This window comes from Bariatricus sp. SGI.019 (genome assembly GCF_050315235.1).
Classification (GTDB): domain Bacteria; phylum Bacillota; class Clostridia; order Lachnospirales; family Lachnospiraceae; genus JAFBIX01.
Window position 1 is genome coordinate 111,205 of record NZ_JBNPOQ010000003.1, and the last position, 21,361, is coordinate 132,565.

Annotated in this window: 18 protein-coding genes, 1 tRNA gene, 1 riboswitch and 1 other annotated feature (1 of these 21 cut by a window edge); of the genes, 18 read left to right on the top strand and 1 reads right to left on the bottom strand. The window is 43.3% G+C overall.

What is annotated here, in order from left to right:
* Positions 1–11: 11 nt before the first annotated feature.
* From hemZ to aspS, 3 genes are read left to right on the top strand one after another with little or no spacing between them, the layout of a single operon-like run.
* A complete protein-coding gene (hemZ, locus tag ACQRD1_RS02940) occupies positions 12–1,457 on the top strand; it encodes a coproporphyrinogen dehydrogenase HemZ (protein ID WP_427786898.1) in 1,446 nt (481 codons plus the stop codon).
* On the top strand, positions 1,442–2,713 hold the full coding sequence (gene hisS, locus ACQRD1_RS02945) for a histidine--tRNA ligase (RefSeq protein WP_235232034.1): 1,272 nt from the start codon (positions 1,442–1,444) through the stop codon (positions 2,711–2,713). The genes hemZ and hisS overlap by 16 nt, the downstream gene beginning before the upstream one ends.
* Positions 2,714–2,748: 35 nt before the next feature.
* Positions 2,749–4,536 (top strand): aspartate--tRNA ligase, encoded by a 1,788-nt coding sequence (gene aspS / locus ACQRD1_RS02950; protein ID WP_427786899.1) that lies wholly within the window; start codon positions 2,749–2,751, stop codon positions 4,534–4,536.
* A 125-nt stretch (positions 4,537–4,661) separates the two neighbouring features.
* Here aspS and ACQRD1_RS02955 read toward each other — a convergent pair.
* A tRNA-Gly gene (locus ACQRD1_RS02955) sits at positions 4,662–4,734 on the bottom strand.
* Positions 4,735–4,914: 180 nt separating this feature from the next.
* Here ACQRD1_RS02955 and ACQRD1_RS02960 point away from each other — a divergent pair.
* The 15 genes from ACQRD1_RS02960 to ACQRD1_RS03030 all read left to right on the top strand — a co-directional run bounded on the left by ACQRD1_RS02960 (position 4,915) and on the right by ACQRD1_RS03030 (position 21,143).
* Positions 4,915–6,201: a homoserine dehydrogenase gene (locus tag ACQRD1_RS02960; protein ID WP_235232036.1), complete on the top strand. Its 1,287-nt coding sequence runs from the start codon at positions 4,915–4,917 to the stop codon at positions 6,199–6,201.
* A gap of 5 nt (positions 6,202–6,206) precedes the next feature.
* A complete protein-coding gene (locus ACQRD1_RS02965; protein ID WP_235232037.1) occupies positions 6,207–7,580 on the top strand; it encodes an MATE family efflux transporter in 1,374 nt (457 codons plus the stop codon).
* A gap of 215 nt (positions 7,581–7,795) precedes the next feature.
* Positions 7,796–7,893, top strand: a riboswitch (glycine riboswitch).
* A 105-nt stretch (positions 7,894–7,998) separates the two neighbouring features.
* The gene (gcvT, locus tag ACQRD1_RS02970) at positions 7,999–9,087 is read left to right on the top strand and encodes a glycine cleavage system aminomethyltransferase GcvT (protein ID WP_235232038.1); all 1,089 of its coding nucleotides are present in this window, start codon (positions 7,999–8,001) and stop codon (positions 9,085–9,087) included.
* A gap of 40 nt (positions 9,088–9,127) precedes the next feature.
* A complete protein-coding gene (gene gcvH / locus ACQRD1_RS02975) occupies positions 9,128–9,508 on the top strand; it encodes a glycine cleavage system protein GcvH (protein ID WP_235232039.1) in 381 nt (126 codons plus the stop codon).
* A 32-nt stretch (positions 9,509–9,540) separates the two neighbouring features.
* Positions 9,541–10,851, top strand: a complete 1,311-nt coding sequence (gcvPA, locus tag ACQRD1_RS02980; RefSeq protein WP_427786900.1) for an aminomethyl-transferring glycine dehydrogenase subunit GcvPA — start codon at positions 9,541–9,543, stop codon at positions 10,849–10,851.
* Positions 10,852–10,854: 3 nt separating this feature from the next.
* On the top strand, positions 10,855–12,285 hold the full coding sequence (gene gcvPB / locus ACQRD1_RS02985; protein ID WP_347376028.1) for an aminomethyl-transferring glycine dehydrogenase subunit GcvPB: 1,431 nt from the start codon (positions 10,855–10,857) through the stop codon (positions 12,283–12,285).
* Positions 12,286–12,311: 26 nt separating this feature from the next.
* The gene (locus ACQRD1_RS02990; protein WP_427786901.1) at positions 12,312–13,310 is read left to right on the top strand and encodes a lipoate--protein ligase; all 999 of its coding nucleotides are present in this window, start codon (positions 12,312–12,314) and stop codon (positions 13,308–13,310) included.
* 14 nt (positions 13,311–13,324) lie between these two features.
* Positions 13,325–14,734, top strand: a complete 1,410-nt coding sequence (lpdA, locus tag ACQRD1_RS02995) for a dihydrolipoyl dehydrogenase (protein WP_427786902.1) — start codon at positions 13,325–13,327, stop codon at positions 14,732–14,734.
* Positions 14,735–14,768: 34 nt separating this feature from the next.
* Positions 14,769–16,448 (top strand): formate--tetrahydrofolate ligase, encoded by a 1,680-nt coding sequence (locus tag ACQRD1_RS03000; RefSeq protein WP_235232044.1) that lies wholly within the window; start codon positions 14,769–14,771, stop codon positions 16,446–16,448.
* Between the two features lie 15 nt (positions 16,449–16,463).
* Positions 16,464–17,090: a cyclodeaminase/cyclohydrolase family protein gene (locus tag ACQRD1_RS03005; RefSeq protein WP_235232045.1), complete on the top strand. Its 627-nt coding sequence runs from the start codon at positions 16,464–16,466 to the stop codon at positions 17,088–17,090.
* Positions 17,091–17,100: 10 nt separating this feature from the next.
* A complete protein-coding gene (locus ACQRD1_RS03010) occupies positions 17,101–17,961 on the top strand; it encodes a bifunctional 5,10-methylenetetrahydrofolate dehydrogenase/5,10-methenyltetrahydrofolate cyclohydrolase (protein ID WP_235232046.1) in 861 nt (286 codons plus the stop codon).
* A gap of 96 nt (positions 17,962–18,057) precedes the next feature.
* Complete coding sequence (locus tag ACQRD1_RS03015; RefSeq protein ID WP_235232047.1) at positions 18,058–18,489, top strand: MarR family winged helix-turn-helix transcriptional regulator; 432 nt, start codon at positions 18,058–18,060, stop codon at positions 18,487–18,489.
* Between the two features lie 102 nt (positions 18,490–18,591).
* Positions 18,592–19,440 (top strand): thymidylate synthase, encoded by an 849-nt coding sequence (gene thyA, locus ACQRD1_RS03020; RefSeq protein ID WP_235232048.1) that lies wholly within the window; start codon positions 18,592–18,594, stop codon positions 19,438–19,440.
* Positions 19,441–19,455: 15 nt separating this feature from the next.
* Positions 19,456–19,947 carry a dihydrofolate reductase gene (locus tag ACQRD1_RS03025; protein WP_235232049.1) on the top strand — a complete coding sequence of 164 codons (492 nt, stop codon included), beginning with the start codon at positions 19,456–19,458 and terminating at the stop codon, positions 19,945–19,947.
* Positions 19,944–21,143: a glycosyltransferase family 4 protein gene (locus ACQRD1_RS03030; RefSeq protein WP_427786903.1), complete on the top strand. Its 1,200-nt coding sequence runs from the start codon at positions 19,944–19,946 to the stop codon at positions 21,141–21,143. The genes ACQRD1_RS03025 and ACQRD1_RS03030 overlap by 4 nt, the downstream gene beginning before the upstream one ends.
* A 41-nt stretch (positions 21,144–21,184) precedes the next feature.
* Positions 21,185–21,361, top strand: a binding site (T-box leader); it runs 89 nt beyond the window's last position.

Below are 21,361 nucleotides of genomic sequence, written 5' to 3' on the forward strand. Positions count from 1 at the left end.
GGAGTATTGGAATGATTCAGATTATATGTAGAAGTGAAGCGTATATTTATAATGTGTATCATATGATAAAGGCTTTTTATCCGTCTGAAGATGTTGTCAGTCAGGTGGAGGAAAAAGCCTCTAATTATGTAACGGTATTGCTTCAGGATGGTAGTATGATTGTTGTGGATGCAGATTATATATCAGAAGAACTATCGGAAAAAGAAGTGAAATATCGGATCGATACCTTTATTTATCAAAAATTGGCAGATGTAACGGGACATACACTTGCATGGGGAATTCTGACTGGAGTGCGCCCTACGAAGATAGCAATGAATAAACTGGAAGAAGGCTGGAATCAGGAGACTTTTGTACCATGGTTCATGGATGATTGTAAAGTAAGCCGCCAGAAGGCAGAATTGTCTTGGAAGATTGCAGAGAGGGAGAGAGAACTGTTGCAAAGACTGGACTATCAAGATGGATATAGCCTTTATGTAGGGATTCCATTTTGTCCGTCTGTCTGTACCTATTGTTCTTTCAGTTCTGGTGCATTGGCAGAGTGGGAACACCGGGTAGAAGATTATCTGCAGGCACTGTGCAAAGAGCTTTGTTTTATTGGAAAAAGATCGGCAGGCAAAAAGCTGAATAGTATTTACATAGGTGGTGGAACGCCAACAACGCTGAGTGCTTCACAGATGGATCGTTTACTTGATTGTATCGAAGAATATTTTCCCAGAGAATATCTGCTGGAATATACGGTAGAAGCCGGAAGACCGGATAGTATTACTCGCGAAAAATTAGAAGTGATTAAAAAACATGGAATTACCCGTATCTCAATTAATCCGCAGAGTATGCAGCAAAAGACGCTGGAAGCGATCGGCAGAAAGCACAGTGTAGAAGAGATTATAGAAGCATATCACCTGGCAAGGGAAATTGGCTTCGACAATATTAATATGGACATTATTGCCGGACTGCCGGGAGAAGATATGGAAGATATGCAAGATACTCTGAGGCAGATTGAACGCCTTGCCCCAGACAGCCTGACCGTCCATTCACTTGCAATCAAACGTGCGGCCAAGATGGAATTAAAAGATCTGGAACAGGATACACAGAAGATATCCCGGACGCTTTCTGGTATGATCTTAGAAGCTTCGGAGGCAGCAAAACGAATGGATCTGGTGCCATATTATTTGTACCGGCAGAAGAATATTGCAGGAAATTTCGAAAATGTTGGTTATGCAAAGGTTGACAAAGCCGGAATATACAATATACTTATTATGGAGGAAAAACAATCCATAATTGCTGCAGGTGCAGGTGCATCGACGAAGATCGTATTACCGGAGCCGATTCTGGTCCCGGGCAGCAAAAAGAAGAAGATGACCCGACTGATAAGGGTAGAGAATGTGAAAGCGATCGATGCTTACATTGAACGTATCGACGAGATGATAGAGCGAAAAGGAGAATGGTTATGGCATTAAAGAAGAAACCGGTCACCGGGATGAAAGACATGCTTCCCAAAGAGATGGAGATCCGTGATTATGTGATTCAGCTGATCAAGGATACTTATAAGACCTATGGGTTTACCTCTATGGAGACTCCATGCGTGGAGCATATTGAAAACCTGTGCAGTAAGCAGGGCGGAGATAATGAAAAGTTGATTTTTAAGATTCTGAAGCGCGGCGAGAAGCTGAAGATTGATGAGGCAGAAGAGGAGAATGATCTGGTAGATGGCGGACTGCGTTATGACCTGACGGTGCCTCTTGCAAGATATTATGCCAACCATTCGAACGAGCTGCCGGCTCCATTCAAAGCCTTACAGATTGGCAACGTATGGAGAGCAGACCGTCCGCAAAAAGGACGTTTTCGTCAGTTTATGCAATGTGATATAGATATTTTGGGAGAGCCGGGCAATCTTGCAGAAATCGAGCTGATTCTGGCGACAACAGCGATGCTTGGCAAATTGAACTTTCATAATTTTACGGTATGTATCAATGACCGAAATATCTTAAAAGCAATGGCTGCATACAGTGGATTTAAAGAAGAAGATTACGATGAGGTTTTCATTATTCTGGATAAGATGGATAAGATTGGTGCAGAAGGAGTAGCTGCAGAGCTTCAAGAGATGGGATATACGAAGGAAAATGTAGAGACCTATCTTCAGCTTTTTGATGAAGTGGCTCCAAATGTGGAAGGAATCCGTTATCTGAAGGAGAAGTTAGGGGATGATCTTTCTGATCAGACAGCAGACGGCATGGAAATGATCATCTCAAGTGTAGAAGCTGCAAAAGAATGTGAATTTAACATCAAGTTCGACCCGACCCTGGTAAGAGGCCAATCCTATTATACCGGTACTATTTTTGAAGTAACGATGGACGACTTCGGAGGTTCTGTTGCAGGCGGAGGACGGTATGATAAGATGATCGGTAAATTCACCGGTCAGGATACACCGGCCTGTGGTTTCTCGATTGGATTTGAGAGAATCGTTATGCTGCTTCTGGAAAATGGATATGAAGTTCCGAAAAAAGGAAGTAAGAAGGCTTATCTTCTGGAGAAAAATATGCCAAAAGAAGGCTTGTTAAAGGTATTATCACTTGCAAAAGCAGACAGAGAAGCAGGCAGACAGGTGCTGATCGTGAACATGAAGAAGAATAAGAAATTCCAGAAAGAACAGCTGACGGCAGACGGTTATGAAGAGATCATCGACTGTTATGCTGATTCCGTGGAAAATATATAAATATATCCTGAAGGATGAAAAAGGAGATAAAGACTATGGCAGAGTCAATGCAAGGGTTAAAGAGAACCCATAGATGTGGAGAATTATCCAGCGCCAATATTGGTGAGACAGTCACTATTATGGGATGGGTACAGAAGAACCGTAACAAAGGCGGGCTGGTATTTGTAGATGTAAGAGACCGTTCTGGAATTATTCAGGTGGTATTCGAAGAAGGAAAGGCAGAAGCTGCGCTGATCGAAAAAGCAGCAAAGCTTCGTGCTGAGTTCGTTGTAGCTGTTGTTGGTAAAGTAGAAAAACGTTCCGGTGCAGTAAATGAGAACCTGGCAACCGGAAAGATTGAGATCATTCCGGAAGAGCTTCGGATTCTTTCGGAGTCTGAGACGCCGCCGTTCCCAATTGAAGAGAATTCCAAGACAAAAGAAGAAGTACGTCTGAAATACAGATATCTGGATTTGAGAAGGCCGGATCTTCAGCGCAACTTAATGATGAGAAGTAAAGTTGCAACACTGACTCGTCAGTTCCTGGCAGATGAAGGCTTCTTAGAGATCGAGACCCCGGTACTGATCGGAAGTACTCCGGAAGGAGCCAGAGATTATCTGGTGCCAAGCCGTGTACATCAGGGACATTTTTATGCGCTGCCACAGTCACCGCAGCTTTTTAAGCAGCTGCTGATGTGTTCTGGATATGACCGTTACTTCCAGCTGGCAAAGTGTTTCCGTGATGAGGACTTACGTGCAGACCGCCAGCCGGAATTTACGCAGATTGATATGGAGCTGTCTTTTGTGGATGTGGATGATGTTATCGATGTCAATGAAAGACTGCTTGCAAAGTTGTTCAAAGAAGTACTTGGGATAGAAGTATCTCTTCCGATTCCACGAATGACTTGGCAGGAAGCGATGGACCGCTATGGTTCTGATAAGCCGGACGTCCGCTTTGGCATGGAACTTACCAACGTCACAGAGGTGGTAAAGGACTGTGAATTTGTTGTATTCAAAGGTGCTATTGAAAATGGCGGAACAGTCCGTGGTATTAACGCTAAAGGACAAGGCGAGATGCCGCGTAAGAAGATTGATAAACTGGTATCCTTTGCGAAGGATTATGGCGCAAAAGGACTTGCTTATATTGCAATTCAGTCAGATGGAACAGTCAAATCATCTTTTGCCAAATTCATGAAAGAAGAAGAGATGACAGCTCTGATCAATGCTATGGACGGAGAAAATGGAGATTTATTACTCTTTGCGGCAGATAAAAATAAAGTCGTATGGGATGTCCTTGGTGCTCTTCGTCTGGAGCTTGCACGTCAGATGGATCTGTTAGACAAGAATGAGTACAAATTCCTGTGGATCACAGAGTTCCCATTGTTAGAGTGGAACGAAGAACAGAATCGCTATACGGCAATGCACCACCCATTTACAATGCCGATGGAAGAAGACCTTCCATACATTGACACTGATCCGGGACGTGTACGTGCAAAAGCTTATGATATTACCCTGAATGGAAATGAGATCGGCGGTGGAAGTGTTAGAATCTTCAATCCTGAGATTCAGAGCAAGATGTTCGAAGTGCTTGGATTTACACCGGAGCAGGCTCAGGAGCAGTTTGGCTTCCTGTTAACTGCGTTCAAATACGGTGTTCCGCCACATGCAGGGCTGGCTTATGGTCTTGACAGACTGGTCATGCTGATGGCTAAGCAGGACAGCATCCGTGATGTCATTGCATTCCCGAAGGTAAAGGACGCATCTGATCTGATGACAGAGGCCCCGACAACAGTTGCACAGGAGCAGTTGGATGAACTGGGCCTTCAGATTGTGGAAACGGAATAGAAATGTTGTATTTTCATATAAAGATGGGAGGATCACAACCTCCCATCTTAATCTCTAAAAAGAGTTTATACCTTTTTCAAATAACAAAAAAACTTGAAATTCGTTAGAATTTCAAGTTTTTTTAGAGCGACAGACGGGGTTCGAACCCGCGACCCCGACCTTGGCAAGGTCGTACTCTACCAACTGAGCCACTGTCGCATTTTTTTATGTTTTGTGTTCCTCAGAACAATAAATAATATACTACAAGAATGTTTATCTGTCAACACCTTTTTTCAAAAATATTGAAAAAATTTCGAAAATTTAAAATTTGAAAAAATAATATATATTATGGTATACTGGTGCAGTATGAAAGTGAAAACAGATAAAGGAAGTGGAGAGATGAACGAACAGCAGACAATTAAAATAGGCTTACTGGGACTCGGTACAGTTGGCAGCGGAGTTTATAAGATTATAGAGCGCCAGAAAGAAGAGATGGTCAAGAAAACAGGTGCCCGTCTGGAAATAGCAGGTATTTTGGTTCATAATCTGAATAAAGTAAGAGACGGTGTGGATACATCTCTTTTGACGGATCGATGGGAAGATATCATTAATAATGATGAGATTTCCATTGTCATTGAGGTGATGGGTGGAATTGAACCTGCGAAGACGATGATTCTGGAGGCATTAAATTCCGGAAAGAATGTGGTGACGGCGAACAAAGATCTGGTCGCAGAGTATGGAAGAGAACTTCTGGATGCGGCAGAGAATAATGGCGTGGATTTCCTTTTTGAAGCAGCGGTGGCCGGAGGTATCCCGATCATTCGTCCATTGAAGCAGTGTCTGGCTGCAAATGAAATGGATGAAGTGATCGGAATTGTCAATGGAACGACCAATTATATCCTGACAAAGATGTTTGAAGAAGGAATGGATTTTGATGAAGCACTGGAAAAAGCGACGGAACTTGGTTATGCAGAGGCAGATCCGACTGCAGATATCGAGGGACTGGATGCAGGAAGAAAAGTTGCGATTATGGCTTCCATCGCGTTCCATTCCAGAGTGACATTTTCCGATGTATATACGGAAGGGATTACGAAGATCTCTGCAAGGGATATCAATTATGCAAAGGAATTTGGCAATGTGATCAAGTTACTGGGGGTTGCACATAATACAGAAGATGGTATTGAGGTATCTGTACATCCGATGATGATTCCTCAGGAGCATCCTCTTGCATCAGTAAGAGATTCCTTCAATGCAGTATTCGTACATGGAGATGCAGTGGATGATGTCATGTTCTACGGACGTGGTGCCGGAGAATTTCCAACGGCCAGTGCCATTATGGGAGATGTCATTGATGTGGTGAGAGATATTCAGTATCACTGCACCGGAAGAATCAGCTGTACTTGTTACCGTGAGACTAAGGTGAAGGAATTTCGTGAGGTAAAGAATAAGTTTTTCCTGCGCATGCAGGTGGATAATAAACCGGGGGTTCTGGCAGCAATCGCCAGTGTATTTGGCGTGCATCAGGTCAGTATCTCGAAAGTAATCCAGAAAATCATTACGGACGGGGTCGCTGAACTGGTTATCGTGACAGAAGCAGTAAAGGAATATCATATGGAGGATGCTCTGGAGCATCTCAAAGATATGGAGACTACTCGTGAAATCAGCAGTGTGATCAGGGAATACTAGGAATTATGAATGAAAGAAGAAATATAATGAATCCGCTGGCAACAGAGCGTATTGACAAATTAATTGCAAAATTTGCAATCCCCGCCATCATCAGTATGCTGGTGAGTTCCCTATATAATATCGTGGACCAGATCTTTATCGGACAGGGAGTTGGAATGCTGGGAAATGCGGCCACTAATATTGCATTTCCGATTTCTATTATCTGTACGGCAACGGCTCTTTTGTTGGGGATCGGAAGCGCATCTAATTTTAATCTAAAGTCAGGAGCCGGTGAATCAGAAGAAGCAAGCAAGATTGTCGGGACTGGCCTTGCAATGCTGGTTATCTGCGGTGTGATCATTGCTGTGGTTGTATTATTTTTTTTGGATCCTCTTCTACAGTTATTCGGAGTGACACCGGATGTATTGCCATATGCACAGGATTATACAGGAATTACAGCGTTTGGAATCCCGTTTCTGATTCTGACAACAGGTGGCAATCATCTGATCCGGGCAGACAGAAGTCCGACTTATTCCATGGCATGCATGTTGACTGGGGCAATTATCAATACGATATTGGATCCTCTGTTTATCTTTGGATTTCACTGGGGAATTAAAGGAGCAGCCTGGGCCACTATTATTGGCCAGATTATATCAGGGATTCTGGTAATCGTGTATTTCCTACGGTTTCGAAAATTAGAATTAAATTGGTCAATGCTCCGTCCAAAAGGGAAGTACCTGAGAGCCATTGTCTCCCTGGGAATGGCGTCCTGCATTAATCAGATTGCTATGGCGATTGTTCAGATCGTGATGAATAATACTTTGCGGTATTATGGCGCAGAGTCTATGTATGGAACCGATATTCCACTTGCCTGTGTAGGAGTTATTTCAAAGGTAAATATGGTCTTTATGGCCATCTGTATCGGAATCTCTCAGGGATGTCAGCCAATCTGGGGATTTAATTATGGAGCAGGACAGTATGACCGGGTAAAACAGACTTACAAGAAAGCATTTCAGATATCTTTGACAATAGGCATCATTTTCTTTTTATGCTTTCAGCTCTTTCCGCGGCAGCTGGTCAGCATATTTGGTACCGGAAGTGAAGAATACTTCCGGTTTGCAGAAAGATATTTCCGCATCTTTATGTTCATGACATTTATCAATGGAATTCAGCCCATGTCTTCCGGATTCTTTACGTCCATCGGGAAGGCGAAACTGGGGATTGTAGTATCACTGACGAGGCAGATTATCTTCCTGCTTCCGTTGATTCTGATCTTCCCGCTCTTTATGGGAATTGATGGAGTAATGTATGCGGGACCGATTGCAGATGGAGCTGCGGCAATTGTTGCAATCGGATATTCTGTTCGTGAATTGAAGAGATTTCGTGAAGATGGAATATAAAAAATTATAATGTATTCATTGAAAAAGTAAATAATCAACCATCAGAGAGACTTGTTGAAAACCCAGAGTTTATGGGGATTGTTTCCAAAAACGTGAAAAAAGCAACAAAATTGTGAATATTATAACTGGATTGTTGCAAAATACACACAAAAAAGCGCGTTGACAAAGAAAAAAACGACAGATATAATGAGGAAAAATAAAAAACAAGAAGTTGGCTGATGGATTCGAGAGAGATTCTGGTTCTTGTTATCAGAACGCCGAAGGGGCAAGAGGGAAATTGAAACTCTCAGGCAAAAGGAATCGAATCCGGACAATACTCTGAAGGACAAACGACAGGGGACTGTGTGATCCAGATGGATCATGCAGTCCTTTTTCTCTTGTTTGACAGAAGAAGGCTGTTAAAGAAGGAGGAGCAAAAATGGAATTGAAAACCCCATTATATGATGCACATGTGAAAGCCGGAGGAAAGATCGTACCATTTGGCGGATATTTACTGCCGGTACAGTATGGAACCGGAGTGATCAAAGAACATATGGCTGTCCGCACACAAGCCGGATTATTTGATGTATCTCACATGGGTGAAGTGCTGTGTGAAGGAAAAGATGCACTCCAGAATCTTCAGATGATTCTGACGAACAATTTTGACAATATGGTAGACGGTCAGGCAAGATATAGCCCGATGTGCAATGAGAATGGCGGTACAGTGGATGATCTGATTGTATATAAGAAATCAGATAACCATTACTTTATCGTAGTAAATGCAGCAAATAAAGATAAGGATTATCAGTGGATGTTGGATCACCAGTTTGGAGAAGTGATATTTACTGATGTGTCAGAGCAGTATGCACAGCTGGCATTGCAGGGACCAAAAGCAATGGAGATCTTAAAAAAGCTTACGGCGGAAGAGAATATTCCAAAGAAGTATTATCATGCTGTGTTTGATACAGAAGTTGCCGGAATTCCTTGTATTATTTCTAAGACTGGATACACAGGAGAAGATGGAGTAGAGCTTTATCTTGACAGCAGCAATGCTGAGAAAATGTGGGATGCTCTTCTGGAAGCCGGAAAAGAAGACGGTTTGATTCCATGTGGACTGGGAGCAAGAGATACCCTTCGCATGGAAGCAGCAATGCCTCTCTATGGTCATGAGATGGACGATACAGTATCTCCATTAGAGACAGGACTTGGTTTTGCAGTAAAGATGAAGAAAGATGACTTTATCGGGAAAGCGGCATTAGAAGAGAAGGAAGCACCTCAGAGAACACGTATCGGCCTGAAAGTAACCGGACGTGGAATTATCAGAGAGCATCAGGAAGTATTTAAAGATGGAGAAAAGATTGGTCTTACTACTTCCGGAACGCACTGTCCATATCTTGGATATCCAATCGCAATGGCACTGGTTGCAGAAGGCAGTGCAGAATTGGGTGATAAGGTAGAGGTCGAAGTAAGAGGCCGAAAAGTAGAAGCAGAAGTGGTGGCACTTCCATTCTATAAAAGAAGTAAATAATAAACAAAAAGCCAATATAAAGAAAAAAGGAGATAAAACGATGGAATTAAGAGAAGGATTATTGTATTCAAAGTCACACGAATGGGTAAAGGAAGAAGGAGATGTTGCTGTGATTGGTCTTACAGACTATGCACAGTCTGAACTTGGAGACTTGGTATTTGTCAATCTTCCGGAAGAGGGAGACGAGATCTCTATAGGCGAAGCATTTTCAGATGTTGAATCTGTTAAAGCAGTATCTGATGTGTATGCACCGGTTTCCGGAACTGTATGTGAGATTAACGAAGAACTCATGGATGCTCCAGAAAAGATTAATGAGGCACCATATGAAGCATGGTTTGTAAAAGTGAAAGATATTACAGAAAAGGAAGAACTCTTATCTGCAGAAGAATACAAGGCATTTGTAGAGAGTGAACAGGCATAATAGAACAGATTAAGGAAAGGCGGTGACGCTTTATGGGAAATTATATTCCGGGTACAAAGCAGGAACAGAAAGAGATGCTTGCGGAGATTGGCTTTGGATCTATGGAAGAATTGTTTGGGCATATTCCAGATGAAGTAAAAGTAAAAGGTGGACTTAAGATTCCGGAAGGAATGTCTGAACTGGAAGTCCGTAAAAAAGTAACGCAGATGGCAGAGAAAAATAAAGTATTTCCTGTGATTTTCCGTGGCGCAGGAGCATACAGACATTTTATACCATCGGTTGTAAAAAGCGTGATATCAAAGGAAAATCTGTTGACGGCATATACGCCATATCAGGCAGAGATCAGTCAGGGAATCCTGCAGTCTATCTTCGAATATCAGACGATGATCTGTGAACTTACAGGAATGGATACTTCGAACGCATCTGTCTATGACGGCGCAACTGCAGCGGCAGAAGGAATTGCAATGTGTCGGGAAAGAAAGAGAAAGAAAGCACTTATTTCTGAGACTACAGATCCGAAGGTATTAGAAACAGTGAAGACCTATTGCTTTGGAAATGGTATGGATCTGGTTATGATCCCTTCGAAGGATGGTCTTACAGATGTAGATGCACTTTGTGAACTGATCGATGACACTACGGCCTGTGTATATATTCAGCATCCAAACTACTATGGAAGTCTGGAAGACGCACAGGCTATCGGTGAGATTGTACATGAAGCAGGAGCAAAATATATCATGGGTGTGAATCCAATCTCTCTTGGAATCATCAAGACACCAAAAGAATATGGAGCAGATGTGGCAGTCGGAGAGGGACAGCCTCTGGGTCTTCCACTTGCATTTGGCGGCCCGTATGTTGGATTTATGGCATGTGTATCAGCCATGACAAGAAAGCTTCCGGGAAGAATCGTAGGACAGACAACGGATCATAATGGAAAAGTTGGATATGTACTGACTCTACAGGCAAGAGAACAGCATATCCGCAGAGAAAAAGCATCCAGCAATATCTGTTCTAATCAGGCGCTGTGTGCGCTGGCGGTTGGAGTATATCTGGCGTCTGTAGGCGGCGAAGGATTGAAAAATGTTGCAACACAATGTACTTCAAAGGCTCATTATATGGCAAAAGAATTGGAGAAAACCGGTTATCAGATTGAGAACAAAGGCGAATATTTCCATGAGTTTGTGACTGTATCAGATGTTCCTTCTGAAAAGGTATTGAATGCACTGGAACAAGAAGGAATCCTCGGAGGATATCCATTGGATGAACATAGAATTTTGTGGTGCTGCACCGAGATGAACAGTAAAGAAGACATTGACAGAGCAGTTGCCATCATAAAGGAGGTGTAATGGATGTTAATATTTGAGAAAGGAAAAGAAGGAAGAGGACTGAGTCTGTTTCCAGAGTGTGATGTAGACGTAGTCTTGCCGGAGGAAAAAGACCAGAGAGAACTTGCATTACATTTGCCGGAACTTTCTGAAAATGAGATTAGCAGACACTACACGGAACTTGCCAAGAAATGTCATGGAGTGAATGATGGATTCTATCCACTTGGTTCCTGTACCATGAAATATAATCCGAAGATCAACGAGGATATGGCTGCATTGCCAGGATTTACAGAGATTCATCCGCTTCAGCCGGCACATACTGTACAGGGATGTATGGAAGTTATGAAGACACTGGAGTCATATCTGTGTGAGATTACGGGCATGAGTCAGATGACATTACAGCCGGCAGCAGGAGCCCACGGTGAGTTTACCGGACTTCTCCTTATTAAAGCATATCATCAAAGCAGAGAAGATCAGAAACGAACCAAGATCATCGTTCCTGATTCTGCTCATGGAACCAATCCGGCCAGTGCTGTAATGGCAGGGTTCTCCGTTGTCAGCATTCCATCAGGACCGGATGGATGCGTGGATCTTGAGAAACTGCGCGAGGCAGCCGGAGATGATGTGGCAGGTCTGATGCTTACCAATCCAAATACGGTTGGACTGTTTGATAAAAATATTCTTGAGATTACGAAGATCATTCATGAATGCGGTGGTCAGTGCTACTATGACGGTGCGAACTTAAATGCCGTTATGGGAACGGTACGACCAGGTGATATGGGATTTGATGTGATCCATCTGAATCTTCATAAAACATTCTCAACGCCTCATGGAGGAGGAGGTCCGGGAAGTGGACCGGTCGGTTGTAAAGAACATCTGGCACAGTTCCTTCCGTCTGTACTTGTGGAAGGTACAGAAGAGCTACAGTTTGGGAAAGCAGAGCACAGTATCGGTGAGATGAAGAGCTTCTATGGTAACTTCCTTGTAGCAGTCAGAGCGCTTACTTATGTCATGACGCTTGGAAGAGAAGGAATCCCACAAGCCAGCCAGAATGCTGTCCTGAATGCAAATTATATGATGAATAAGTTAAAGGACATCTATACGATGGCATATGACGAAGTATGTATGCATGAGTTTGTTATGAGCCTTTCTGATCTTAAGAAAGCTACAGGAGTATCTGCAATGGATATTGCCAAGGGACTTCTTGATAATGGCATTCATCCGCCGACAATGTACTTCCCATTAATCGTAGATGAGGCTTTGATGGTGGAACCGACAGAAACAGAATCCAAAGAAACACTGGATGAAGCGATCCGTGTATTCAGAGGATTATATGAGCTTGCCAAAGAAGACGCGCAGCAGCTTCATCAGGCACCTGTCTCAACGCCGGTGACAAGACTGGATGAAGTAGGTGCAGCAAGGCATCCAGTACTTCGGTATGATTTTTCAAAATAGAATTACATTCTGGAAGAGGTATCAAAATGATAGATAAAATAACTTACATTGAAACGGCTAATACATACCCCTATCAGAATCTTGCGGTGGAGGAGTATCTGCTCCTCCATTGTGATAAAGAGGAATGTATTTTGTATCTCTGGCAGAACAGAAATACGGTTGTAATCGGACGAAATCAGAACGCATGGAAAGAGTGTCTGGTAAGTAAACTGGAAGAAGAAAACGGATATCCGGTACGCCGGCTTTCCGGCGGCGGTGCTGTCTACCATGATCTTGGAAACCTGAACTTCACTTTCCTTGTCAGAAAAGAAAACTATAATGTAGATAAACAGCTTCATGTTATTCTTGAAGCAGTAAAAAAGCTTGGAATCCATGCAGAAAAATCAGGACGTAATGATATTCTGATCGATGGGCATAAGTTTTCAGGAAATGCTTTTTATGAGCAAGGAGACTGCTGCTATCATCATGGAACACTGATGGTTCATGTTAATCTGGGAGAGTTGTCCAGATATCTGACGGTGTCAAAAGATAAGTTTCAGTCAAAAGGTGTGGATTCTGTCCGTGCAAGAGTCGCAAATCTGACAGAGTATGCACCGGATGCAACGGTGGAACTGTTAAAACAGAAGCTCTTGGAAGCATTTGAGGAAGTCTATGGGTTAAAAGCTAAGATTCTGAAAGTTGAGGATCTTGATGCACAGGAAATCGAGAAAAGGACAGAAAGATTTGCTTCCTGGGACTGGATTTTTGGAAAGAAACTAGATTTCCAGTATGAATTGTCCAATCGTTTTCCGTGGGGACAGGTAACATTACAGATGAAAGTAAAAAATGGAATCGTAGAAGATCTGAATGTATATTCTGATTCCATGAAGCCGGATCTGATTGCTGATCTAAGTTGCTATTTGAGAGGAATTCGTTACGAAAAGAATGCTATTTGCGAGGAACTTAAGCAATATAGTTCTGAGGATGAAGATGAAGAGCAGATGATGAAAGACATTGCAGACTGGATTCTGTCTATCGATTTGTAAAGGAGAAGGAACCTATGGGAGAGAAATTTGATGTTATTGTAATCGGTGCAGGACCGGGCGGCTATGTAGTTGCGATCAAAGCCGCAAAATCAGGGCTTCGCACAGCAATTGTGGAGAATAGAAGAGTGGGAGGAACATGCCTGAACAGAGGTTGTATTCCTGCAAAAGCGATGATCCATGCTTCTTCTGTTTACAAGGAAATGCAGGAAGGAGACAGGTTTGGAGTTGCGGCGTCGGATGTATCTTATGATTATGGCAAGATTGTGGCTTATAAGGAAGAGACAACGGATAAATTATGTCAGGGAATCGAACAGCTTTTGAAGGCGAACGCTGTGACACTCCTCTCTGGAAAGGGAACACTGGAAAAAGGAAAAGTAGTTAGAGTGGCAGGAGAAGAAGGAGAAGAGAGCTATGAAGCTGAAAATGTAATCCTGGCCGCTGGCTCTAAGCCGTTGGTCCTTCCAATCCCAGGACTTGATCTTCCGGGAGTATTGACCAGTGATGAGTTATTCCAATTAAGAGAGAGACCGGAAAGTCTTGTGATTATCGGCGGCGGAGTTATCAGCGTGGAATTTGCCAGTGTATATGCAAATCTTGGCTGTAAGGTTACCATTGTGGAAGCTATGCCAAGATTAATTCCTAATATGGACAAAGAGATATCTCAGAATCTGAAGATGATTCTGAAGAAACGAGGAATTGATATTCATACATCAGCAGCGGTACAGCGTGTAGAACAGGAAGATGATGGACAATATACCTGTGTGTTCACAGAGAAAGAAAAGGAAGTAAGAGTTTCTGCACAATATGTGTTGTGTGCAGTTGGAAGATGCCCGAATACGGACGGTCTGTTCGGGGATAACGTAGAACTTGATATGGAACGCGGACGTGTAGTCGTAGACGATGAATTCCGTACCAGTATGGAAGGCGTCTATGCGATCGGAGATCTTGTAAAGGGTATGCAGCTGGCCCATCTGGCAAGTGCACAGGGTGTATATGTCGCAGAACGGATTGCCGGGAAAGAGCCATCCATTGATGTTCATACGGTTCCGGGCTGTGTATATACAGATCCGGAGATTGCATCTGTCGGTGTGACAGAAGATGAAGCCAAAGAGCAGGGCATTGCTGTAAAGACTGGAAAATTCATTATGAGTGCCAATGGAAAATCTCTGATTACCAAGGAAGAACGAGGATTTGTGAAGGTCATTGTAGAAGCAGATACAGATGTGGTGATCGGAGCGCAGATGATGTGTGCAAGAGCAACGGATATGATCGGTGAACTGGTAACTGCAGTCGTGAATCGTCTGACAGCGCAGCAGCTATTAAAAGGAATGCGTGCACATCCTACTTATAATGAGGGCGTAGCAGAGGCATTGGAGGATGCTGTCGGGGAAGCAATACATGTAATGCCGAAAAAGAAAAGATAAAATGTATAATTAAAAAGAAAGGTTGGTATGTAATATGGGTTTTAAAAGTGACATTGAGATCGCTCAGGAAGCGGAAATGAAAGTGATTAACGAAGTTGCCGATTCTCTTGGAATTCCAGATAAATATGTAGAAAATTATGGAAAATACAAAGCAAAGATCGATTATCGTTATTATAAAGATGAATTAGAGAGCCGCCCGGATTCTAAAGTGATTCTGGTAACGGCGATTAACCCGACACCGGCCGGAGAAGGCAAGACTACTACAACCATCGGTCTGGCAGATGCCATGAACCGTCTGGGTAAGAAGACAATGGTAGCACTTCGTGAACCATCCCTTGGACCTGTATTCGGAGTAAAAGGCGGAGCAGCAGGCGGCGGCTATGCACAGGTTGTTCCAATGGAAGATATTAACCTGCATTTTACCGGAGATCTTCATGCCATTGGTGCAGCAAACAATCTGATCGCTGCTATGTTGGATAATCATATCCATCAGGGAAATGCACTGGATATTGATACGAACAAAGTGACCTGGAGACGTTGTGTGGATATGAATGACCGTCAGCTTCGAAGTATCGTAGATGGATTGGGTGGAAAGGCAGATGGAGTGACACGTCAGGATGGATTTGACATTACAGTTGCTTCAGAGATTATGGCTGTATTCTGTCTGGCAAATGATATTTTGGATCTGAAAGAACGTGTATCTAAGATTATTGTAGCATATTCCAGAACCGGAAAACCGGTAACAGCCGGAGATCTTCACGCAGAAGGCGCTGTAGCAGCACTGTTAAAAGATGCGTTGAAACCGAATCTGGTACAGACACTGGAAGGAACTCCTGCTTTTATTCACGGCGGCCCATTTGCAAATATTGCACATGGATGTAACAGTGTGATCGCAACAAAGATGGGAATGAAACTTGCAGATTATATGATCACTGAGGCAGGATTCGGCGCAGATCTTGGTGCGGAAAAATTCATTGATATCAAATGCCGGATGTCAGGAATCCGCCCAAATGCTGTGGTTCTGGTTGCAACGATCAAAGCTCTCAAGTACAATGGCGGTGTTCCAAAGACCGAGCTTCAGGCTGAGAATCTGGAAGCATTGGAAAAAGGAATTCCAAACTTACTGAAGCACATTGAAAATATTACAAAGGTATATCATCTTCCTGTTGTCGTTGCAATCAACGCATTCCCGACAGATACAAAGGCTGAATTGGAACTGGTTCGTGAAAAATGTAAAGAACTAGGTGTTAATGTTGCATTGTCAGAAGTGTGGGCACATGGCGGAGAAGGAGGAGAAGAGCTTGCAAAAGAAGTGCTTCGTCTCTGTGAAGGTGAGAGCACCATGGAATATGTATATGATGTAGATGCTTCTATTAAAGAAAAAATTGAAGCTATTGCAACAAAAGTATACGGAGCTGATGGAGTAGATTATACAACAAAGGCGAATAAAGAAATCAAGAATTTAGAAGCAATCGGTCTTGGAAATCTGCCAATCTGTATGGCTAAGAATCAATATTCTCTGACAGATGACGCTAAGAAACTGGGAAGACCAGAAAACTTCAGAATCACGATTCGTGATATCACAGCCTCAGCAGGTGCGGGATTCTTGGTTGCACTGACTGGTGATATCATGAAGATGCCTGGATTGCCGAAAGTACCATCCGCAGAAAAGATTGATGTGGATGCAGACGGTGTAATCTCAGGATTGTTTTAAGGAGGAATGAACGGCATGATGCTGGAACAGAAAACAACAGACTTCCTGGAAGTGTTATCCTCTGCCGAACCTGTTCCAGGCGGCGGAGGTGCTTCCGCCGCAGTGGGAGCATTTGCGTCTGCGCTTGGAATGATGGTAGCAAATCTGACGGTCGGTAAGAAGAAGTATGCTGACGTAGAGGAAGAAATCATAGAAATCCGGGGCTGTCTGAAAGAACTTCGGGAAGAATTGGTGGATCTGACCGATCAGGATGCGGAAGCATTCGAACCATTATCGAAAGCATATGGTCTTCCGAAAGATACTCCAGAGCAGAAAGAAGAAAAAGAAAGAGTCATGGAGAAGGCTCTGTACGAGGCTAGTATTGTCCCGCTCCAGATTATGAAGACTGTTTTCAAAGTAATGAGATATTTAAAAATATTGGGAGAGAAAGGCAGTAAGATTGCAGTCAGTGATGTGGGTGTTGCAGTTCTGTTTGCCCGTGCTGCACTGGAAGGTGCATCCCTGAATATCTATATTAATACCCGTCTTATGAAAGACCGTGAACGGGCGGAAGCGTTGAATCAGGAATCGGATGCCATGATTGAAGAAGCACGGAAGCTGCAGGAAGAAATCTATGCAGGAGTGCTCGCGAAGATTCGGTAGGAGGAAAAAGATGAGTGTATTAATGAAAGGTGCTGATGTGGCAAATGCCATGAAGGCTGCATTGATTGAAAAAGTAGAAGTGCTGAAAGAAAAAGGAACGATTCCCTGCCTTACTATCGTAAGAGTTGGAAATCGTCCGGATGATCTGTCTTATGAACGCGGTGCCAAAAAGCGTATGGAAGCCATTGGAATTGAGTGTCGGATCGTAGAACTTCCGGAGGATATTTCTCAGGATGATTTTGAACAGGAATTCGGGAAAGTGAATGACGACCCGTCTGTCCATGGTATCCTTCTGTTTCGTCCGCTGCCAAAGCAGCTGGATGAAGAACCGATCAAAGCAATGATCCATCCGGAAAAAGATATGGACTGCATGAGTCCGGTGAATATTGCAAAAATATTTGCAGGAGACGAGACCGGATACGCACCATGTACGGCGGAAGCAGTTATGGAAATGTTGGATTACTATGAAATCGACCCTAAAGGAAAGCGAGTTACTGTTGTGGGAAGAAGTATGGTCGTAGGGAAACCACTTTCTATGATGCTCTTGAAACAGCATGCCACGATCACGGTCTGCCATACCAGAACGGTGAATCTGCCAGAAGTATGCCGTAATGCGGAAATCCTCGTTGCAGCAGCTGGAAAGGCCAGGATTATTACGGCTGATATGGTCGGAGAAGGTGCTGTCGTAGCAGATGTCGGCATTAATGTAGACGAAGATGGAAAGATGTGTGGAGATGTGGCTTTTGAAGAAGTGGAACCAAAGACATCTTATATCAGTCCTGTGCCAAGAGGCGTGGGAAGTATTACCACTTCTGTCCTGGCAAAGCATGTGGTCCGTGCCGCTTCGCTTGTCAATAAAGAAAGCCTGTGATATAATGAACGAAAATTAGATGGAAAGCAGAGTAGGACTGAAAAGAACCGTTCAATCCTAAGGAGAATGCCAGGAGAAAAGTAAAGAGGGTCGTGGATGAAAGAGCGGATGCCGATAGGCTTTATGTTTAAACAGATCAATAATATTTATGAAAAGGATTTCAATCAACTATTAAAGACGTTGGGAATTACTGCATCGCAGTGTGCCGTATTGGATTATTTGTTTCACAGCAGGAAAGAAGAGGTGACTCAAAGGGATATTGAGAAAGCACTATGTCTTAGAAATCCGACGGTAACCGGACTATTGCAGCGGCTGGATGAGAAGGGATTCATTCTCTCCGTGCCGAGCAATAAAGACAGGCGTTGCAAGAATATCTATCTGACAGAGAAAGCCTATGACATTCAGCGGAGAATGGAAGCTGACCGGAAGAAGATTGATAAGAAGCTTACACTGGGAATGAATAAAAAGGAAATCGCAGCATTGGAAAAGATGCTGGATAAAGTATTGTATAACATAGCCGAGCCGTAATGGTTCGGCTTTTCCTCTTTTTTTTAAATGCATTTCATGGTAAACTGTTCAGGAAAGATTACATTCTATTTATGTGGATGCTATGATAAGGAGGAAAAACCCATGAGTTATGCAGATAGAGTATTTATTGATATGTGCAGGGACATTATCGACAACGGAACGGATACCAGAGGAGAAAAGGTCCGCCCGGTATGGGAAGATGGTACGCCTGCCTATACGATTAAGAAGTTTGGTGTAGTCAACCGGTATGATCTGTCCAAAGAATTCCCGGCACTGACGCTTCGAAAGACGGGAATCAAGAGTTGTACGGATGAGCTTTTGTGGATCTGGCAGAGAAAGTCTAACAATATCCATGATCTGAAACCACATATCTGGGACAGCTGGGCAGATGAAGATGGTTCCATCGGAAAAGCTTACGGATATCAGATGGGAGTCAAGCACCAGTATAAAGAAGGAATGTTTGATCAGATAGACCGCGTAATCTATGATTTGAAGCATAATCCGTACAGCCGGAGAATTCTGACGAATATCTATGTGCATCAGGATCTTCATGAGATGAATCTGTATCCCTGTGCTTACAGTATGACCTTTAATGTAACGAAGAAGCCGGGAAGTGAAAAGCTTACATTGAATGGAATTCTCAATCAGCGTTCTCAGGATGTGCTGGCGGCAAATAACTGGAATGTGTGCCAGTATTCCGTGCTGATGCATATGCTGGCGCAGGTGTGCGATATGGAGGTCGGAGAGTTTGTTCATGTGATTGCAGATGCACATATCTATGACCGGCATGTTCCTCTGGTGGAGGAATTGATCAGCAGAGAACCGCTGCCGGCACCAAAGTTCTGGCTGAATCCAGAGATTAAGGATTTCTATGATTTTACGCCGGATGATGTGGCATTGATTGATTATCAGACACATGAGCAGATTAAGAATATCCCGGTTGCGATATAAAAGGAGAGATGGTATATGAATATTATAGTTGCAGCAGATAAGAACTGGGCAATTGGAAAGAATAATAAGTTGTTGGTCAGTATCCCACAGGATATGAAGTTTTTCCGTGAGACGACAACGGGAAAGGTAGTTGTGATGGGAAGAAAGACGTTAGAAAGTTTTCCCGGGGGACAGCCGTTGAAAAAGAGAGTGAACATTGTACTGACTTCGGATAAGAATTATCATGTCAATGGAGCGGATATAGTTCATAGTATCGATGCGCTGTTAGAGGAATTAAAGAAATATCCAGCGGAAGATATCTATGTCATTGGTGGTGAGAGTATCTACCGTCAGCTACTTCCATATTGTGACAAAGCATATGTGACAAAGATTGAGCATGCGTATGATGCGGACACATTTTTCCCGAATCTGGATGAAGATCCTCAGTGGAGAATGACAAAGACCAGTGATGAACAGACGTACTTTGATCTGGAATATGAATTTACGATATATGAGAGGTTATCATGAGAATATTAAGTATTACAGCACAGAAGCCAAATAGCACAGGAAGCGGCGTGTATCTGACAGAGCTTGTGAAGGAATTTGCTCTGCAGGGACATGAGCAGGCAGTCGTGGCAGGTATCTACCAGGATGATGAGGTAGAACTGCCAGACGGGGTGGAGTTTTATCCTGTTTATTTCTGCAGTGAGCGGCTGCCATATGATATTGTAGGAATGTCAGATGAGATGCCTTATAAGAGTACCCGGTATTGTGATATGACTCCGGAAATGGTGGAACAGTTTCGTGCGAGTTTTTTTGAAGTAATCTCACCGCTTGTGGAGCAATTTCAGCCGGATCTGATCCTGTGCCATCACCTGTATCTTCTGACTGCTTTTGTAAGGCAATGGTTTCCGAATAAAAAGATCTATGGTTTCTGTCATAATACAGATCTGCGTCAGATGCAGAAGACGGATCTGGAGCGTACTTTTATAGCAGAACAGATTCGTAAACTAGATCGGATCTTTGTCCCTCAGACAGCACAACAGGATGGTGTTGTAGATATCTATCAGGTGGATATTGAGAAGACGATGATCGTGGGGATGGGATATAATAATAAGATCTTCTATGTGACCGGGGAAAAACCAAAAGATGGTGTGACCAGAATTGTACTTGCAGGAAAGATTGCGGAGAAAAAAGGTGTTATGAGCTTGATTCGAAGTCTTTCGCTTCTAGGGAAAAAGGCACCACATGGGCAGAAAGGGGCATTGCAGGTGTATCTTGCAGGAAGTGCCGGAAACGAGACAGAGTACCGGGAGATTCAAAGACTTGCAGAAGAATGTCCATATGAGATCCATTTTCTGGGGAGACTGGCACAGCCAGCGCTCGCCAAAGTGTATAATGAATGTGATATTTTTACTCTGCCGTCCTTTTTTGACGGGCTTCCGTTAACGGTGATTGAAGCGCTGGCCTGCGGAGACCGGGTCGTAGTATCAGACCTTCCAGGTATACAGGCATGGCTTGGAGAATATGCGCCGGGAGCGGATGTAAGATATGTAACGATGCCGCAGATGCGCAATACCGATGAGCCGGTGCCGGAGTCTCTGCCAGAATTTGAAGAGCGTCTGGCCAAGGCATTACTTCAGAGCATACATACGAAGGAGCGGAAGATTGCAGATGTCAGCAAAATCTCCTGGGAAGGAATTGCAAAAAAAGTTCTGGGTTGACAATTACTGGTAATATCTACTATAATAATACTAATTATCAGAGAAATGCTATGACAAGGAGGAGTACATAAGTACCTGATGCCAAGAGAGAAGATGGGTGGTGCGAATCTTCGTGATGGATTTATGGAAGTAGCCTTTGAGCAGTGAACCGAAAGAATTGCGGAAGATGATTCGAGTAGACTTCAACGCAGTCCCAGCGTTAGAGGGGAGCAATATCG

What these genes read in the sequence shown, in the direction of transcription:
- hemZ (WP_427786898.1), top strand. Translation starts at nt 12, where the DNA reads ATGATTCAGATTATATGTAGAAGTGAAGCGTATATTTATAATGTGTAT.
- hisS (WP_235232034.1), top strand. Translation starts at nt 1,442, where the DNA reads ATGGTTATGGCATTAAAGAAGAAACCGGTCACCGGGATGAAAGACATG.
- aspS (WP_427786899.1), top strand. Translation starts at nt 2,749, where the DNA reads ATGGCAGAGTCAATGCAAGGGTTAAAGAGAACCCATAGATGTGGAGAA.
- ACQRD1_RS02960 (WP_235232036.1), top strand. Translation starts at nt 4,915, where the DNA reads ATGAACGAACAGCAGACAATTAAAATAGGCTTACTGGGACTCGGTACA.
- ACQRD1_RS02965 (WP_235232037.1), top strand. Translation starts at nt 6,207, where the DNA reads ATGAATGAAAGAAGAAATATAATGAATCCGCTGGCAACAGAGCGTATT.
- gcvT (WP_235232038.1), top strand. Translation starts at nt 7,999, where the DNA reads ATGGAATTGAAAACCCCATTATATGATGCACATGTGAAAGCCGGAGGA.
- gcvH (WP_235232039.1), top strand. Translation starts at nt 9,128, where the DNA reads ATGGAATTAAGAGAAGGATTATTGTATTCAAAGTCACACGAATGGGTA.
- gcvPA (WP_427786900.1), top strand. Translation starts at nt 9,541, where the DNA reads ATGGGAAATTATATTCCGGGTACAAAGCAGGAACAGAAAGAGATGCTT.
- gcvPB (WP_347376028.1), top strand. Translation starts at nt 10,855, where the DNA reads ATGTTAATATTTGAGAAAGGAAAAGAAGGAAGAGGACTGAGTCTGTTT.
- ACQRD1_RS02990 (WP_427786901.1), top strand. Translation starts at nt 12,312, where the DNA reads ATGATAGATAAAATAACTTACATTGAAACGGCTAATACATACCCCTAT.
- lpdA (WP_427786902.1), top strand. Translation starts at nt 13,325, where the DNA reads ATGGGAGAGAAATTTGATGTTATTGTAATCGGTGCAGGACCGGGCGGC.
- ACQRD1_RS03000 (WP_235232044.1), top strand. Translation starts at nt 14,769, where the DNA reads ATGGGTTTTAAAAGTGACATTGAGATCGCTCAGGAAGCGGAAATGAAA.
- ACQRD1_RS03005 (WP_235232045.1), top strand. Translation starts at nt 16,464, where the DNA reads ATGATGCTGGAACAGAAAACAACAGACTTCCTGGAAGTGTTATCCTCT.
- ACQRD1_RS03010 (WP_235232046.1), top strand. Translation starts at nt 17,101, where the DNA reads ATGAGTGTATTAATGAAAGGTGCTGATGTGGCAAATGCCATGAAGGCT.
- ACQRD1_RS03015 (WP_235232047.1), top strand. Translation starts at nt 18,058, where the DNA reads ATGAAAGAGCGGATGCCGATAGGCTTTATGTTTAAACAGATCAATAAT.
- thyA (WP_235232048.1), top strand. Translation starts at nt 18,592, where the DNA reads ATGAGTTATGCAGATAGAGTATTTATTGATATGTGCAGGGACATTATC.
- ACQRD1_RS03025 (WP_235232049.1), top strand. Translation starts at nt 19,456, where the DNA reads ATGAATATTATAGTTGCAGCAGATAAGAACTGGGCAATTGGAAAGAAT.
- ACQRD1_RS03030 (WP_427786903.1), top strand. Translation starts at nt 19,944, where the DNA reads ATGAGAATATTAAGTATTACAGCACAGAAGCCAAATAGCACAGGAAGC.